This window comes from Streptomyces sp. NPDC020362 (assembly GCF_040642095.1).
In the GTDB taxonomy this organism is placed as follows: Bacteria; Actinomycetota; Actinomycetes; order Streptomycetales; family Streptomycetaceae; genus Streptomyces.
Map to the genome: position 1 here is coordinate 12,071 of NZ_JBFAET010000068.1, position 15,118 is coordinate 27,188.

The following is a 15,118-nucleotide window of genomic DNA, read 5'->3' on the forward strand; positions in this document are numbered from 1 at the left end:
CGCCTGCTAGTCCGGGGGCAGCGGAACCCGCCAGGTCAACCGCGCGCCGCCGCCGTCGGGGCTGCCCACGTCGAGCCGACCGCCCAGCTGTTCCGCCCGCTCGGCCATGTTGCGCAGACCGCTGCGGCGGCCTTCGGACGGGATGCCCACACCGTTGTCCGAGACGGTCAGGGACACGTGGTGGCCGTCGGTCGTCACCACCACCTGGGCACGGTCGGCGTGGGCGTGCCGGGCGACGTTGGTGAGGGCCTCCGAGAGCACGGCCACGACGTGGTCGGCGATCTCGCGCGGCACATCCGTGTCCAGCAGGCCTTCCATCCGCACGCTGGGCGCGAAGCCGAGCAGCGGGGCCGCCTCGCCGGCCGCACGGACCACCCGCGCGCGCAGACCGCCGCCCGCACCACCCTCACGGGCCCGCAGCCCGAAGATGGTCGACCTGATGATCTTGATGGTCTCGTCCAGGTCGTCGACGGCCCGCAGCACCCGCTCCAGGGCCTCCGGGTGCTCGATGAAGCGGCCCGCGCTCTGCAGGGTCATCCCGGTGGCGAACAGCCGCTGAATGGCCAGGTCGTGCAGGTCCCGGGCGATCCGGTCCCGGTCCTGCAGCACCGCGATCTGCTCGGCGTCCTGACGGCGTTCGGCCAGTTCCATCGCGATCGCGGCCTGCGCCGCGAAGCCCCGCAGCATCTCGGTCTCCCCCTCCGAGAAAACCGGCCGGCCGGCCTCACGCGCCAGCAGGACGACGCCCCGGGCGCCCCCCTCCCCGGTGCCGATCGGAACAGCCACGGCAGGACCCAGACCACCGAAGCGCGAGGGTTCCTGGGAGATCCGGGCGTCGTGGAGTACGTCGTCGCTGGCGACCGGGGCCGCGGCGGAGTACGCCAGTCCCATCAGGGATTCGTGCAGGGGCAGCACCAGCCCCCGGTGCGCCTCCGCGTCCAGCCCGACCGCGATCTCGACAGAGAGCGATCCGCAGTCCGCCATGGGCATCGCGACTGCCGCGAGGGCCGAGCCCGCGATCTCCCGGGCGCGCTCGGCGATCAGGTCGAGGGCCTCGGAGCGTTCGCTGCCCGACATCAGGCTGTGCGTGATCTCCGCGTTCGCCCGCAGCCAGCGCTCACGCAACCGCGAGTCCTCGTACAGGCGGGCGTTGTCGATCGCCACACCGGCCGCCACGGCCAGCGTGGACAGCACCGACTCGTCCTCCTCGTCGAACTCGGCACCGCCCCGCTTCCCGGTGAGGTACAGATTGCCGAAGACCTCGTCCCGCACCCGGATCGGGACACCGAGAAAGCTGCTCATCGGCGGGTGGTTCGGCGGGAATCCGTACGACGCCGGGTGCTCGGAGATCTTCGCGAGCCGAAGCGGCTCCGGGTGGCGGATCAGCTCGCCGAGGATGCCGTGCCCCTCCGGATACGGGCCGATCCTGGCGATCTCCTCCTGCGTGACGCCCACCGTGTAGAAGGCGGACAGCCTCCTGCCGTCCGGCCCGATGACGCCCAGGGCCGCGTACTCGGCGTCCACCAGCACCGCGGCCGCGTCCACGATGGAGTGCAGGGCCTGCTCCAGGTCCAGCTCCCGGCCGACGGCAAGCACTGCCTCCAGCAGGCTGTGCACCCGCTCCTGGGTGCCCCGGGCCGCGTCGATGCGGGCCTGCAGCTCCTCCAGCAGCTCATCGAGCTTGAGCTGCGGCAGATGCACGCGGGGCTCGTCGGGGCTCGTCAGGGCTCACCACCACGTTCCTCCAGGCCGCCCGGTGGGCGGCGGGAACCGTCGAACTGCTTCGCTTCCACCGTATCGGTCCTCATGGGAGGCCGGTACGCCACCCTGGCTGCCCGCGCCTGCGGCCAAGGCCCCGCGGCCGCGGGTCGGCGCCGGGGCCGAACGGCCCACCCCGGGGGACCGAGGGCACCTCCCTCGACGGCCCTGTCCGGTCCGACGCTGGAGTCGTACGAGACAGAGAGCCGACGAGACACCAGAGCCGATACGAGACCGCAGAGCCGAGGAGAGGCGTCATGGTCCGCTACGTCTATGAGTTCCGGGACGGCGGCCGCGACCTGGCCGGCCTGCTCGGCGGCAAGGGCGCGAACCTGGCCGAGATGACCCTGCTGGGGCTGCCGGTGCCGCCGGGGTTCGTCGTCACCACCGAGGCCTGCCGCGCCTTCCTGGCCACCGGCGAGGAACCGGAGGGCATGTCGCAGGAGGTCTCACGGCACCTGTCGGCGCTGGAGACCGCCACCGGGCGGCTGCTGGGGCAGGCGGACGACCCGTTGCTGGTGTCCGTCCGCTCCGGGGCGCGTTTCTCCATGCCGGGCATGATGGAGACGGTCCTCGACATCGGTCTGAACGACGACTCCGTGCTCGGCCTGGCCAAGGTGTCCGGCAACGAGCGGTTCGCCTGGGACTCCTACCGCCGGCTCGTCCAGATGTACGGGAGCACGGTGATGGGAGTCGATCCGGCGCTGTTCGACGAGGCCATGACCTTGCTGAAGGAGGCCCGCGAGGCCCCCGACGACCTCCATCTCGACGCGAGCGACCTGGCATGGCTGGTGGAGACGTACAAGCGGCTGATCCGGGACGAGACCGGCCGCGACTTCCCACAGTCCCCCGCCCAGCAGCTGCAGCAGGCGATCCTCGCCGTGTTCCGGTCCTGGAACGCCGACCGCGCCGTCCTGTACCGGCGGCGCGAGCACATCCCGGACGATCTGGGGACCGCGGTCACCGTGCAGCGCATGGTGTTCGGCAACCTCGGCCCGGACTCCGGCAGCGGTGTCGCCTTCACCCGCGACCCGGCGACCGGGCGTCCCGGCCTGTACGGCGACTACCTGGCCCATGCGCAGGGCGAGGACGTCGTGTCGGGGGTACGCGACGCCGTGCCTCTGGCCGATCTGGAACGGCTGGACTCGCGCTCGTACCGGCGACTGCGCGATCACGCCCAGACCTTGGAGCGCCACTACCGGGACCTGTGCGACATCGAGTTCACCATCGAGCGCGGGGTCCTGTGGATGCTGCAGACCCGGGTGGGCAAGCGCACCGCCGAGGCCGCGTTCGCCATCGCGGCCGAGCTGGCCGAGGAAGGGCTGATCACCGCCGACGATGCTCTGGCCCGGGTCAGCGGCGACGGTCTGGCGCGGCTGATGTTCCCCCGCTTCGACACCGCGGCGACGGGCGAGGCGCTCGCCCACGGTGTACCGGCCTCACCGGGCGCCGCGGTCGGCGCGGCCGTCTTCGACTCCGCGGAGGCCGTACGCAGGGCCGCAGCCGGCGAGCAGGTGGTGCTGGTGCGGGAGGAGACCACCCCGGACGACCTGCCCGGCATGGTCGCCGCGCAGGCGGTGCTGACCGGCCGGGGCGGCAAGACCAGCCATGCGGCGGTGGTCGCCCGCGGGATGGGCAAGGTCTGCGTGTGCGGCGCGCAGGACATCACCGTCAGCGCCGAGGGCCGACGCTTCGTCACCGGCAGCGGCACCGTCGTCGCGGAGGGCACCGTCATCTCGGTGGACGGATCCACGGGTGACGTCTACGCGGGCGCCGCACCGCTCGTCGACTCCGCGACGATGCGCTACCTGGAGAGCGGCGAGCACACGGACAGCACGGTCGCCGCCGTCGCACGTGCTCTGGACCACGCCGACTCGGTGCGGCGGTTGGAGGTGCGGGCCAACGCCGACACCCCCGAGGACGCGGCGCGTGCCCGGCGGTTCGGCGCGCAGGGCATCGGACTGTGCCGTACCGAGCACATGTTCCTCGGCGAGCGGCGCAAGCTGGTCGAACAGATGATCCTGGCCCGCACGGACGCCGAGCGCGACCGGGCCCTGACGGCTCTTCTCCCGCTCCAGCAACGGGACTTCACGGCCATCCTGAAAGCGATGGACGGTCTGCCGGTCACCATCCGGCTCCTGGATCCACCCCTGCACGAATTCCTGCCCGACCGCACCGACCTCGCCGTGCGCATCGCCGCCACCCAGGCCGCCGGCGGGCAACCGGACCCGCACGACGTGGAGTTGCTCGACGCCGTGAACCGCATGCACGAGGAGAACCCGATGCTCGGCCTGCGCGGCGTACGGCTCGCACTGGTGGTACCGGGGCTGGTGACCATGCAGGTGCGGGCGATCGCCGAGGCGGTCGTCGAGCGCACCCGCGCCGGCGGATCCCCGCGGGCGGAGATCATGGTGCCGCTCGTCGGCGCCGCCGAGGAACTCCGGCTCACCCGCGAGGACGTGACCCGGGTGCTGGCCGAGGTGACCGAGGAGACCGGCATCCCCGTCCACTGCCCCGTCGGCACGATGATCGAGCTGCCCCGGGCCGCGCTCACGGCGGGCCCGATCGCCGAGGAGGCGGAGTTCTTCTCCTTCGGCACCAACGATCTCACCCAGACCACCTGGGGCTTCTCCCGCGACGACGTGGAAGCCGCGTTCTTCTCCGCCTACCTCGACAAGGGCGTGTTCACCACCTCGCCGTTCGAGACGCTCGACCGTGAGGGTGTGGGGCGGCTGGTCCGGATCGGTGTCGAGGAGGGCCGTGCCGCCCGCCCGGGCCTGCAGACCGGCGTGTGCGGAGAGCACGGCGGCGACCCGGAGTCCATCCATTTCTTCCACACCGCCGGCCTGGACTACGTCTCCTGCTCGCCGTTCCGGGTCCCGGTGGCCCGTCTGGAGGCGGGCCGGGCCGCGCTGAGCGGCACGGGCCCGAGCGACAGCAGGTGAGCGTGGACATCCAGAGTCGGCATCCAGGGTCGGCATCCAGGGTCGGCATCCAGGGTCGGCCGGCCCCTTCCGACAGGCCTTCCGACAGGCCCGATCGGCACTGGAGGGAGAGCGGGACATGGGTGACAGTGGGCTCAGGAGCTGCACCGGTCCTCCGCGGTGTCGCTGCGCCGGTCCCATCGGTACCGGTCCCTTCGGGCGGACGGGGGCACCGAAGCCGGGGAGCAGGAAGCGACACACCCGCGAAGAAGCCAGCCATGATCCGTAATGACCGCCCGGCGCACCGGCGCATCGATCTCGATCGCACCGAGGCGCTGCGGCTGCTCGGCAGCGTCTCTCTGGGGAGGATCGTCTTCACCCGGCAGGCTCTGCCCGCCGTGCGTCCGGTCAACCACGTCATCGACGGCGGCGACATCGTCATCCGCACCCACGAGGGCGCGGCGCTGTCCTCCCGGACCCAACGGTCCGGCCACGCCGGCGTCGTCGTTGCCTACGAGGCGGACGCCATCGACCCCGACACACATCTCGGCTGGAGCGTGGTGGTCACGGGCTACGCCCGGCTGGTGACCGACCCCGGCGAACTGGTACGCATTCGGGCGCTGCTCGAACCCTGGGCGGCCCAGCCGGGCATGGACCACGCCGTACGCATCCATCCCGATCTGATCACGGGCGTCCTCCTCACCGCGCGGGGCGCGGCGCCGGAGAACGGCTGATGCCACCTTCACGCGGTCACGCTTCACGAGGTCTCGCGTTCACGCTTCACGCTTCACGCGTTGACGCCTTCACGCGTTGACGCTTGACGCGCAGGCACGAGGGAGGGCGGGAAGGCGGCGCACGTACGGGGTCGTACGCGTTCTGCCTTCCGTCCTCCCACCGGGCGTTCCTCCCTCCTTCTCCGTCCTCCCACCGGACGCTCCCGTGTCTCGCACAGTGGTCCGGCGTCCGGCTCACACAGTGATCCGGCGTCCGGTGACGGTGAAGGGATCGATGCGCATCCACAGGCTGCGGGAGCCTCCGGCCCATGGGGTGCTGTAGGCACGTTCCGTGTAGCGCCGCTGCTCCTGAGGGTCCAGGACCGCGCGCGCGGGTCCGCGGACCAGGACGCTCCAGCCCTGGCTGAACGCGTCGTCGATGCGGTCGACCTCGAAGGCCACCTGGCAGCCGTCGGCAAGGGAAGGCGTGGCGCCGCGCGCGGTCCGGAAGACGATCGCACCGTCCACGACGCTGTAGTTGACGGGCACGATCACCGGCCCGGTGTTCGTGGGCACCGCAAGCCGCCCCACCCCGTGCATCGCCAGCAGGGTGCGGCACTCGCCGGGACGCAGCCAGGTGAACTGCGGTGCGCGTCCGGCCCGTCCGGTTCCCGGCGGCAGATCCACCGCGCCGCCGGTGAGGTCGGAGACGGTCGTCTCCAGCGCCTCGGCCAGCTTCATCAGCGCGCTGGATCCCGGCGCGGCACCGGGATGCTCCTCCAGGTAGCGGAGGTAGGTGACTGCCATCCCGGCCCGTGTCGCCACCTGTCGCCGTGTCAGTTCGAGTTTCACCCGCCGGGCGGCGAGCCGTCGGCCCAGGTCGCCCAGCGGCGCCTCCGTGGCACCTTCCGCCGTCGCGTCCGCCACCACGCTCCCCTTGGTCCGTTCGGCCATGATCTCTCATCTCTTCTCGTCAGGCTGCGGGGACGGCGACTTCGGCGTGCGGTTCCTCGCCGAGGACCACCTTGAGGGCACCGGTCTCGGCGGCCTTGGAGAAGACGTCGTAGGCCTCCTCCATGTGCGCCAGCGGGAAGGTGTGGGTGACCAGCTGCCCGGTCGGCAGCCGGCCCGCCGCGGCCATCCGCAGCAGCGTCGGGGTGGAGTAGGTGTCCACCAGTCCGGTCGTGATGGTCACGTTCTTGATCCACAGGTCCTCGAGATGCAGCGTGGCCGGCCTGCCGTGCACGCCGATGTTGGCCACGTGTCCACCGGGACGGACCATGCGGGTGCACAGCTCGAAACTCTCCGGAACGCCGACCGCCTCGATCACCACGTCCGCGCCGAGCCCGTCGGTCAGATCGTCCACCAACTGGCAGGGCTCCTCCCGTGCATCGGCCACCGCGTCGGCGCCGAGCTGCCGGGCCGCCTCCAGCCGGGCCGGGGCGAGATCCACCGCGATGATCCGCTCGGGCGAGAACAGGCGGGCCGTGGCGATCGCGGCAAGCCCGATGGGCCCGGTGCCCACGACGGCGACCGTGTCGCCGGGCCGTACGTGCCCGTTCAGGACGCCGACCTCGTAGGAGGTCGGGAAGATGTCGGCGAGCAGGACGGCGTCCTGGCTGCGGACGGCACCGGGCAGTGGGTGCACCGACAGGTCGGCGCAGGGCACACGGACGTACTCGGCCTGGGTGCCGTCGATCAGGTGGCCGAGAACCCAGCCTCCGCCACCCCGGCACTGGCCGTAGCTGCCCTCCCGGCAGAAGCGGCACCGTCCGCAGGAGGTGATGCAGGAGAGCAGCACCCGGTCCCCCGGCCGTACGGTGCGCACGTCGCTGCCCACCTCGACGACCTCGCCGACGGCCTCGTGTCCCAGCACCGTTCCCGGGGGCACCTCCGGCACGTCGCCCCTGAGGATGTGCAGGTCCGTCCCGCAGATGGTCACGACACCGACCTGCACGATGGCATCGGCCGGGTCCTTGATCGCCGGATCCGCAACGTCCTGCCAGGACGCCTGCCCGGGACCGTGGAACACGAAGCCTTTCATGGCGCTCCTCACCCCTGTCGGTCTGCCGCGGGACCCGGGTTCCGGCGCGTACGAAGAAGGACACGGGCCGGGTCGCGGCACGAAGTCGGACTGCCCCGCACCCTCAGCTTGGGCACCGCCCGGGGGGCCGCGCTTGGGCCGTACGGCCCTGACCCCCGGCCGAACGGCGCGCACGCCGTCCCGACCGCTTCGCAGTGGTCTGCGGCGCGCCGACCGGTGCAAGCTCACCCGGACCGTGTGAGGCGGCCGGCTCCTGACCTGCGGACTGTGGAGGCAGAGCGCCGTCCGGGTGAGGGCCCGGGAGGGAGAAGAAGGGAAGACGCAGATGTATCTCGCGTACGACTACCCCCTGCTGAGCGCCTTCTGGACCATGCTGTGGTTCTTCCTGTGGGTCATGTGGTTCTTCCTGCTCTTCAAGATCGTCTTCGACGTCTTCCGCGACGACTCGCTCAGCGGCTGGGGCAAGACCGGCTGGCTGGCGTTCGTGGTCCTGGTGCCGTTCCTCGGCGTCCTCGTCTACCTGATCGCCCGCGGCAAGGACATGGGCCGCCGAGATGCGGAGCAGGCCCGGGCACAGAAGCAGATGTTCGACTCCTACGTCCGTGGCACCGCGGCCGGAAGCCGCACCAGCCCTACCGACGAACTCGTCAGGCTCTCCGAGATGCGGGGCCGCGGCGACATCACGCAGGAGGAGTTCGAGAGGGCGAAGGAACTGGTCCTGACCGACAGCGGCCCGGCGGGCCGTGCCGCCCCGGCACCCACCCCTCACCCTCGCTGATCACCGGACGCAACCGATCGAAGGACAGAGATGACCACGACACACACCACACACACCCGGAAGCAGCACTGGGCGAGCGGGCTGATGCTCTTCGGCGCCGTCATGCTGATGGTCGCCGGAGTGATCGACATCTTCCGCGGCATCATGGGAATCGCCCAGGACGACATATTCCTCGTGACACACGGCTACATCTTCCGGTTCGACCTGACCGGCTGGGGCTGGGTCACCCTCATCCTGGGCGCCGTCGCCGTGGTGGTCAGCCTGGGACTGTTCCAGACGGCGAAGTGGGCACGGGTGGCCGGCATCGTCATCGCCGGGCTGATCATCATCGCCAACTTCCTGTCCCTGCCGTACTCCCCCGTGTGGTCCACCCTGATGATCGCGTTCGCGGGACTCGTCATCTGGGCCCTGTGCGTGGTGCAGCCCAGGGACGCCGGCCCGCAGGGGACGCCGCGCGCCACCTGAGCGGTCTCGTCGCTGCGCTAGCGGCGCCGGTCCGTTGCCGGTCACAGACGTTGTCCGTCTTCAGCGGCAGACCGCACAGCCCGTGCCGCGCGGCCGGTGGGCGAGCGGGTGTGCGGGGTCTGCGCGGCGGTGGATCCTGAAAGCGGACGGCGAGGGGCTGGCTCATGGCCGAAGGCTCGGGCGGGCGGAGGCCAGGGAGGCCCTCGCCGACGCCCGGGCCCGGCGCGCTGCCGGTACGGCGACGGGACTGGCTCCGGGGCGATCTGCTCGCGGGTGTGACGGTGGCCGCGTACCTCGTGCCGCAGGTCATGGCCTACGCGGGGGTCGCCGGTCTGCCACCGGTCGCCGGGCTCTGGGCGATCCTTCCGGCGCTGGCCCTGTACGCGCTCCTCGGTTCCTCCCGCCTGCTGTCGGTCGGCCCGGAGTCCACGACGGCCCTGATGACGGCCACGGTGGTCGGCCCGCTGGCCGCGGGTGATCCCGGGCGCTACGCGTCGCTCGCGGCCGCCCTCGCCGTCACGGTCGGGCTGCTGTGCCTGGTGGCCCGGGCGGTCCGGCTGGGCTTCCTCGCGGATCTGCTCTCCCGCCCGGTCCTGGTCGGCTATCTCGCGGGCGTGGCGCTGATCATGACCGTCGACCAGTTGCCCAAGCTCACCGGTGTGCACACGGACAGCACGGCGTTCTTCCCTCAACTCTGGTCCTTCTTCGGGAATCTGACGCACGCCGACCCGGCCACGGTGATCCTGTCCGCCGCCGTACTTCTGTTCCTCTTCACCGTCGCCCGCTTCTTCCCGCTCCTGCCGGGCCCGCTGCTCGCGGTGGTCCTCGCCACGGCGGCCACGGTCGCCCTCGACCTGGACGGCCGGTACGGCATCGCGGTCATCGGCCCGGTTCCCGCCGGCCTTCCGGGTCTGGCCCTGCCCGACCTGGGTGCGCTGCCGCGCCTGGTGCTGCCCGCACTCGGCGTACTGCTCGTCGCGTACACGGACTTCATCCTCACCGCGCGGGCTTTCACCGACCGCGCCGACAAGACGGCCACGCTCGACGCCAACCGGGAGTTCCTTGCGCTGGGCGCCGCCAACCTGGGCGCCGGCGTGGTCCACGGCTTCCCGGTCAGCAGCAGCGCCAGCCGGACGGCGCTCGCCGCCTCCGCGGGCGCCCGCACCCAGGTCTACTCACTGGTTGCGGGGGCGGTCGTCCTGGCCGTTCTGCTGTTCCTCAGCCCGCTGCTGACCCGCACGCCCGCGGCCGTGCTCGGCGCGCTCGTGGTCTATGCCGCCGTCCGCATGGTCGACGTTCCGGGCTTCCGCCGGCTCGCGGCGTTCCGGCGCCGTGAGCTGTTCCTGGCGCTGGGCTGTCTCGCGGGCGTGCTCGTCCTGGACATCCTGTACGGGGTGCTGGTGGCCGTCGGGCTGTCGGTGGCCGAGCTGCTGACCCGGGTGGCACGGCCGCACGACGCGATCGAGGGCCTGGTGCCCGGGGTGGCGGGGATGCACGACGTCGACGACTATCCGCAGGCACGCACGGTCCCGGGGCTGCTCGTGTACCGCTACGACTCGCCCCTGTTCTTCGCCAACGCGGAGGACTTCCGGCGCCGGGCACTGGCCGCGGTCGACGAACAGACCGAGCCCGTTCGCTGGTTCGTCCTGAACACGGAGGCCAATGTGGAGGTCGACATCACGGCCCTGGACGCCGTGGACGACCTGCGCCGGGAGCTCACGGGGCGCAGCATCGTGTTCGCCCTCGCCCGGGTCAAGCAGGATCTGCTGGACGACCTGCGGGCATACGGCCTTGCGGACTCCGTGGGCGCCGATCGCATCTTCCCGACACTGCCCACCGCGGTGGACGCGTACCGGGTCTGGTGCCGTGGCCGGTGACCTCGGCCGACCGACCGACGGGAGCCGGGACAGCGGGGAGGCCGAACGGCCCGTCCGGGGGCCGAGGGACCCCTTTCCCCGCCCCTCCCACCGGCACACGCTGGAAGCGGCAGGACCGCCCGCCGAGGACCATAGGGGGCAACCATGTACGGCACCCCGTACATCGTCAGCGATGTCATGACCCACACCGTCGCCTCGGTCGGCCGGCGGGCCTCTTTCAAGGTGATCGTGGAGCTGATGCAGGACTGGCAGGTCAGTGCCCTGCCCGTGCTCGAGGGCGAGGGCCGGGTCGTCGGCGTGGTCTCGGAGGCCGACCTGCTGCCCACGGAGGAGCTCCGGGACAGCCCCGAGGAGGGCTACGCGCTGCTGCGCCGGCCCGCCGACGTGGCCAAGGCCGGTGCGGTCACCGCGGGAGACCTGATGTCCTCGCCCGCCGTCACCGTCCGGGCGAACGCCACCCTGGCCGAGGCCGCGCGGATCATGGCGCGCGAGAAGGTCAAGCGGCTGCCCGTGGTCGACGCAACCGGCCTGCTGGAGGGCATCATCAGCCGCGCCGACCTGCTCAAGGTCTTCCTGCGCGACGACCAGGACATCGCCGAGGAGATCCGGCGTGACGTCGTGTCGTACCTCTTCCCGCTGACGTCCTCGGTCATCCAGGTGGACGTGCACGACGGCGTCGCCACGCTGACGGGCCAGGTCCGCGACACCGCGCTGGTCCCCGTGGCCGCGCGTCTGGTGCGGGCCGTCGAGGGAGTGGTGGACGTGGAGTTCGACCTCACCCGGGGGGCGGAGGTGCGTTAGGCGGTGTTCCCGAGGGGGCCGGGGACTCACCATGACCGGTCCACGGGGACGGGGCGAGGACCAATGGCCCTGGAATCCCGGCCGCTCCGGGGCTTCCATGGGAGCGTCGGACCGTTTTGCGCCACCGCCCAAGGAGGCGAGCGAGATGTCCGCTCCCGAAGAATCGAGGAAGAACGACCGGGCATCGGAGGCCGTCGTGCCCGGGCCCGGTGCTCGTCGGCCGGTCGTGGTGGGCCTCGAGCCGGATCCCGGCCGGCGGATGGCCCTGGCCTGGGCTGCCGACGCTGCCGCCCGCCGTCGGCTGCCGTTGCGTACGGTCCACGCCGAGGGCGTGCCGACCAGGGGTTATCGGGGGCGAGAGGTCCCGCCGTCCTGGGAGGGATGGAACGATGAGCTGCACAAGGCCGGAAGGCAGGTGCTCGACGAAGCCGTGGACTTCGTCATGGCACGGCACCCGGAGGTCGAGGTGGACGCCGTGCTCGCGGAGGGTGACCCCGTGTGGGTGCTGCGGGAGCAGAGCCGCGACGCCACGGCCGTCGTGCTGGGCTCGCGGCACCTGAGCCGGGCCCAGGAGGTGTTCGGCTCCGCCTCGATCGCCATTCCCGTCATGGCCCACGCGCAGTGCCCGGTGGTCGTCGTGCCCGAGCCGGAGCACACTCCACGGGAGCCCGCGTACTACGTCGTCGGCGTCGACGGCAGCGAGCACTCGGCCGCCGCGGTCGACGTGGCGTTCGAAGAGGCCGCCCTGCACGGCGCCGGTCTACGGGCCCTCTGTGCCTGGGAGACGGGTCCGCTCAGGATCTTCGACGAGTACGCCCCGCAGGAGGAGGCCCGTCGGCTGCTCTCCGAGACCGTGGCCGGCCGTCAGGCCCGCTACCCGGAGGTGGCACTGCACCACGAACTGGTGGTCGGGCATCCCGTGCAGGTGCTCGCCGAAGCCTCCGCCGACGCGCTGGGCCTGGTGGTCGGGACCCGGGGCCGCGGGGGCTTCACCGGCATGCTGCTGGGCTCGGTCAGCCAGGGAGTGCTGCACCACGCCCGCTGCCCCGTGATCGCCGTGCCGTCGAGACCGGCGTGAGGAGTGCCCGAGGGAAGTGGGCGCCCCGCGGCCGGGCGGCTCAGCCCTCCACCCCGGCCGGCTTGTCCGCGCGGATCACCACGGAGCCGTCGGCCGCGTCCACCACCGCCCGGTCGCCCGGCCCCAGCTCGCCGGAGAGCAGCAGGTCGGCGAGGCGGTCGTCCACCTCGCGCTGGATGGTGCGGCGCAGCGGGCGGGCGCCGAAGTCGGGCTGGTAGCCGAGGTTCGAGAGCAGTTCGGCGGCCGCGTCGGTGACCTCCATCGTGACGTCCTGGGCGTGCAGGCGGCGCCGCGTGTGCTCCAGCAGCAGGTCGACGATCTGGCGCAGCTGGGTACGGTCCAGGCCGCGGAAGACGATGATCTCGTCGATGCGGTTGAGGAACTCCGGCCGGAAGTGCTGCTGGAGGGCGGGCATGACGGCGTCGCGGACCTTGGCGTAGTCCTCGGTGCCGGCAGCCAGGATGCGGTCCGCGCCGATGTTCGACGTCATGATGACGACGGTGTTCTTGAAGTCGACCGTGCGGCCCTGGGAGTCGGTGAGCCGCCCGTCGTCCAGGAGCTGGAGCAGGGTGTTGAAGACGTCCGGGTGCGCCTTCTCCACCTCGTCCAGCAGCAGGACGGTGTACGGCTGCCTGCGCACCGCCTCGGTGAGCTGGCCGGCCTCCTCGTGGCCGACGTATCCGGGAGGCGCCCCGACCAGGCGGGAGACCGTGTGCCGCTCCTGGAACTCGCTCATGTCCAGGCGGATCATGCGGCTCTCGTCGCCGAAGAGGGCGGCCGCCAGGGCACGGGCCAGTTCGGTCTTGCCGACGCCGGTCGGGCCGAGGAAGAGGAAGCTGCCGATGGGCCGGTTGGGATCGCTCATGCCGGCGCGGGCGCGGCGTACCGCGCGGGCGACGGCGGTGATCGCCTCGTCCTGGCCCACGACCCGCTCGTGCAGGTGCTCCTCCAGCTTCATCAGGCGCTCCCGCTCCTCCTCGGTGAGCTGCGACACCGGGATGCCGGTGGTCCGGGAGACCACCTGGGCGATGTCCTCGGCGGTGACCTTCGGGGCGTGGTCCTCCGCCTTGCCCGCCGCGGCCAGCTCGGCCTCGGCCTCCCTGATCCGGTCGCGCAGGTCCTTGGCGCGCTCGTACTCCTCGTCGGCGACCGCCTGGTCCTTCTCCCTGTTCAGGGCGGCAATGCGGTCCTCGGTCTCGCGGGTGTCCGCCTGGGGCGTCTTGGCCCGCAGCCGGACCCGGGCAGCGGCCTGGTCCATCAGGTCGATGGCCTTGTCGGGCAGGAAGCGGGAGGTGATGTACCGGTCGGACAGCTCGGCCGCGGCGACGACCGCCTCGTCGGTGATGCGGACCTGGTGGTGGGCCTCGTACCGGTCGCGCAGGCCGCGCAGGATCTCGATGGTGTCGTCCACGGTGGGCTCGCCGACCAGGATCGGGGCGAAGCGGCGTTCCAGGGCGGCGTCCTTCTCGATGTGCCTGCGGTACTCGTCCACGGTCGTCGCGCCGATCAGATGCAGCTCGCCGCGGGCCAGCGGCGGCTTGAGCATGTTGCCCGCGTCCAGGGCGCCGTCGCCGCCGCCCCCGGCTCCGACGACGGTGTGCAGCTCGTCCAGGAACAGCACCAGTTCGTCACCGTGCTCGCCCACCTCGTCCAGCAGCTTCTTCAGCCTCTCCTCGAACTCGCCCCGGTACTTGGTGCCCGCCACCAGGCCCGCCAGGTCCAGCGAGACCAGCCGCTTGCCCTCCAGGGTCTTGGGCACGTCACCGGCGACGATGCGCTGGGCGATGCCCTCGACCACGGCCGTCTTGCCGACGCCGGGGTCGCCGATCAGGACGGGGTTGTTCTTGCTGCGCCGGGAGAGGACCTCGATGGTCTGCTCGACCTCCTCGTCGCGCCCGATCACCGGGTCCAGGCGGCCGGCCCGGGCGTCCTCGGTGAGGTCGCGGCCGTACTCGTCCACGGTCGGCGTGCTGCTGGGCTTCTTCCGCTCGCCCGCTCCCTCGACGGGCAGCCTGGCCGGCTCCCAGCCGCCCTCGCCGAGCGTCTGCCCGGCCGCCGACTCCGGGTTGGCGGCGAGCGCCCGCAGCAGATGGCCGGGGCCGATGTACGAGTCGCCCTCGGCACGGGAGATCTGGTAGGCGTCGAGCAGGGCGCGCTTGGCGGACGGGGTGAGCGTGGTGGGATCGGTCTTCTCCCCGCCTCCGGTGCCGGTGCCGAGCTGCTCGCGGATGCGGTCCGGGTCGGCGCCCGCCTCGGTGAGCAGCCGCCGGGTGGAGTCGTTGTAGGTGGCGGCGGCGAGCAGGTGCCGGGCGTCGAGTTCCTCGCTGCCCTCGGCGGCCGCGATGTCCCGGGCTTCGGCCACCAGGTCACGGGCCCGTTCGGAGAGCAGACTGCCGATGTCGACGCGCTGGGGCCGACGGGCGGACGCGGCCGGCCCGCCGCCGAAGAACCGGGACATCAACTCGTCGAACTCCTCGAACGGGCTGCGTCCGAAGCCGAAACCTGGAGTGCTCATGGGGGCGGGCCTTTCTGGAGGCGGGCAGGCGTCCGTGTCGGGCAGGGCCGGCGCCCGTGTACCCAAACTGGCACAAACAGCCCATCCCTGCACCGGCGCGGGCTCCGGGGCACAAGATGCGAACCGGGCCCGTACCGGAGACGCTGGGAGTGGAAGCCTCAAGTG

At 71.9% G+C, this 15,118-nt stretch carries 11 protein-coding genes; 7 read left to right on the top strand and 4 right to left on the bottom strand.

Annotated features, from left to right (window positions below):
- Positions 1–6: 6 nt before the first annotated feature.
- Positions 7–1,725, bottom strand: a complete 1,719-nt coding sequence (locus AB0H32_RS23740) for a GAF domain-containing protein (protein WP_361124057.1) — start codon at positions 1,723–1,725, stop codon at positions 7–9.
- Between the two features lie 290 nt (positions 1,726–2,015).
- Here AB0H32_RS23740 and ppdK point away from each other — a divergent pair, with 290 nt between their 5' ends.
- Together ppdK and AB0H32_RS23750 are read left to right on the top strand one after the other, a co-directional pair.
- Positions 2,016–4,703, top strand: a complete 2,688-nt coding sequence (gene ppdK, locus AB0H32_RS23745) for a pyruvate, phosphate dikinase (protein ID WP_361124019.1) — start codon at positions 2,016–2,018, stop codon at positions 4,701–4,703.
- Positions 4,704–4,960: 257 nt separating this feature from the next.
- Positions 4,961–5,416: a pyridoxamine 5'-phosphate oxidase family protein gene (locus tag AB0H32_RS23750; protein WP_361124020.1), complete on the top strand. Its 456-nt coding sequence runs from the start codon at positions 4,961–4,963 to the stop codon at positions 5,414–5,416.
- Between the two features lie 234 nt (positions 5,417–5,650).
- On the opposite strand, the gene AB0H32_RS23755 is transcribed toward AB0H32_RS23750, so the two are convergent.
- Together AB0H32_RS23755 and AB0H32_RS23760 are read right to left on the bottom strand one after the other, a co-directional pair.
- Positions 5,651–6,349, bottom strand: coding sequence for a pyridoxamine 5'-phosphate oxidase family protein (locus tag AB0H32_RS23755; RefSeq protein WP_361124022.1), 699 nt, complete (start codon positions 6,347–6,349; stop codon positions 5,651–5,653).
- 19 nt (positions 6,350–6,368) lie between these two features.
- On the bottom strand, positions 6,369–7,439 hold the full coding sequence (locus tag AB0H32_RS23760; RefSeq protein ID WP_361124024.1) for a zinc-dependent alcohol dehydrogenase family protein: 1,071 nt from the start codon (positions 7,437–7,439) through the stop codon (positions 6,369–6,371).
- A gap of 325 nt (positions 7,440–7,764) precedes the next feature.
- Here AB0H32_RS23760 and AB0H32_RS23765 point away from each other — a divergent pair, with 325 nt between their 5' ends.
- From AB0H32_RS23765 to AB0H32_RS23785, 5 genes are all read left to right on the top strand, one after another.
- Positions 7,765–8,217 (top strand): SHOCT domain-containing protein, encoded by a 453-nt coding sequence (locus AB0H32_RS23765; protein WP_361124026.1) that lies wholly within the window; start codon positions 7,765–7,767, stop codon positions 8,215–8,217.
- Between the two features lie 30 nt (positions 8,218–8,247).
- Complete coding sequence (locus tag AB0H32_RS23770) at positions 8,248–8,682, top strand: hypothetical protein (RefSeq protein WP_361124028.1); 435 nt, start codon at positions 8,248–8,250, stop codon at positions 8,680–8,682.
- A gap of 164 nt (positions 8,683–8,846) precedes the next feature.
- Positions 8,847–10,559: a sulfate permease gene (gene sulP / locus AB0H32_RS23775; protein WP_361124030.1), complete on the top strand. Its 1,713-nt coding sequence runs from the start codon at positions 8,847–8,849 to the stop codon at positions 10,557–10,559.
- 144 nt (positions 10,560–10,703) lie between these two features.
- Positions 10,704–11,360 (top strand): CBS domain-containing protein, encoded by a 657-nt coding sequence (locus AB0H32_RS23780; RefSeq protein WP_361124032.1) that lies wholly within the window; start codon positions 10,704–10,706, stop codon positions 11,358–11,360.
- A gap of 145 nt (positions 11,361–11,505) precedes the next feature.
- Positions 11,506–12,438 carry a universal stress protein gene (locus tag AB0H32_RS23785; RefSeq protein ID WP_361124034.1) on the top strand — a complete coding sequence of 311 codons (933 nt, stop codon included), beginning with the start codon at positions 11,506–11,508 and terminating at the stop codon, positions 12,436–12,438.
- A 40-nt stretch (positions 12,439–12,478) separates the two neighbouring features.
- Here AB0H32_RS23785 and AB0H32_RS23790 read toward each other — a convergent pair whose 3' ends face one another.
- A complete protein-coding gene (locus AB0H32_RS23790; protein WP_361124036.1) occupies positions 12,479–14,953 on the bottom strand; it encodes an ATP-dependent Clp protease ATP-binding subunit in 2,475 nt (824 codons plus the stop codon).
- Between the last annotated feature and the right edge of the window lie 165 nt (positions 14,954–15,118).

Excerpts from the sequence above, each read along its gene's own strand:
- AB0H32_RS23765 (WP_361124026.1), top strand. The coding sequence starts at position 7,765 with ATGTATCTCGCGTACGACTACCCCCTGCTGAGCGCCTTCTGGACCATG.
- AB0H32_RS23790 (WP_361124036.1), bottom strand. The coding sequence starts at position 14,953 with ATGAGCACTCCAGGTTTCGGCTTCGGACGCAGCCCGTTCGAGGAGTTC.
- AB0H32_RS23750 (WP_361124020.1), top strand. The coding sequence starts at position 4,961 with ATGATCCGTAATGACCGCCCGGCGCACCGGCGCATCGATCTCGATCGC.
- AB0H32_RS23755 (WP_361124022.1), bottom strand. The coding sequence starts at position 6,349 with ATGGCCGAACGGACCAAGGGGAGCGTGGTGGCGGACGCGACGGCGGAA.
- ppdK (WP_361124019.1), top strand. The coding sequence starts at position 2,016 with ATGGTCCGCTACGTCTATGAGTTCCGGGACGGCGGCCGCGACCTGGCC.
- AB0H32_RS23770 (WP_361124028.1), top strand. The coding sequence starts at position 8,248 with ATGACCACGACACACACCACACACACCCGGAAGCAGCACTGGGCGAGC.
- sulP (WP_361124030.1), top strand. The coding sequence starts at position 8,847 with ATGGCCGAAGGCTCGGGCGGGCGGAGGCCAGGGAGGCCCTCGCCGACG.
- AB0H32_RS23780 (WP_361124032.1), top strand. The coding sequence starts at position 10,704 with ATGTACGGCACCCCGTACATCGTCAGCGATGTCATGACCCACACCGTC.
- AB0H32_RS23760 (WP_361124024.1), bottom strand. The coding sequence starts at position 7,439 with ATGAAAGGCTTCGTGTTCCACGGTCCCGGGCAGGCGTCCTGGCAGGAC.
- AB0H32_RS23785 (WP_361124034.1), top strand. The coding sequence starts at position 11,506 with ATGTCCGCTCCCGAAGAATCGAGGAAGAACGACCGGGCATCGGAGGCC.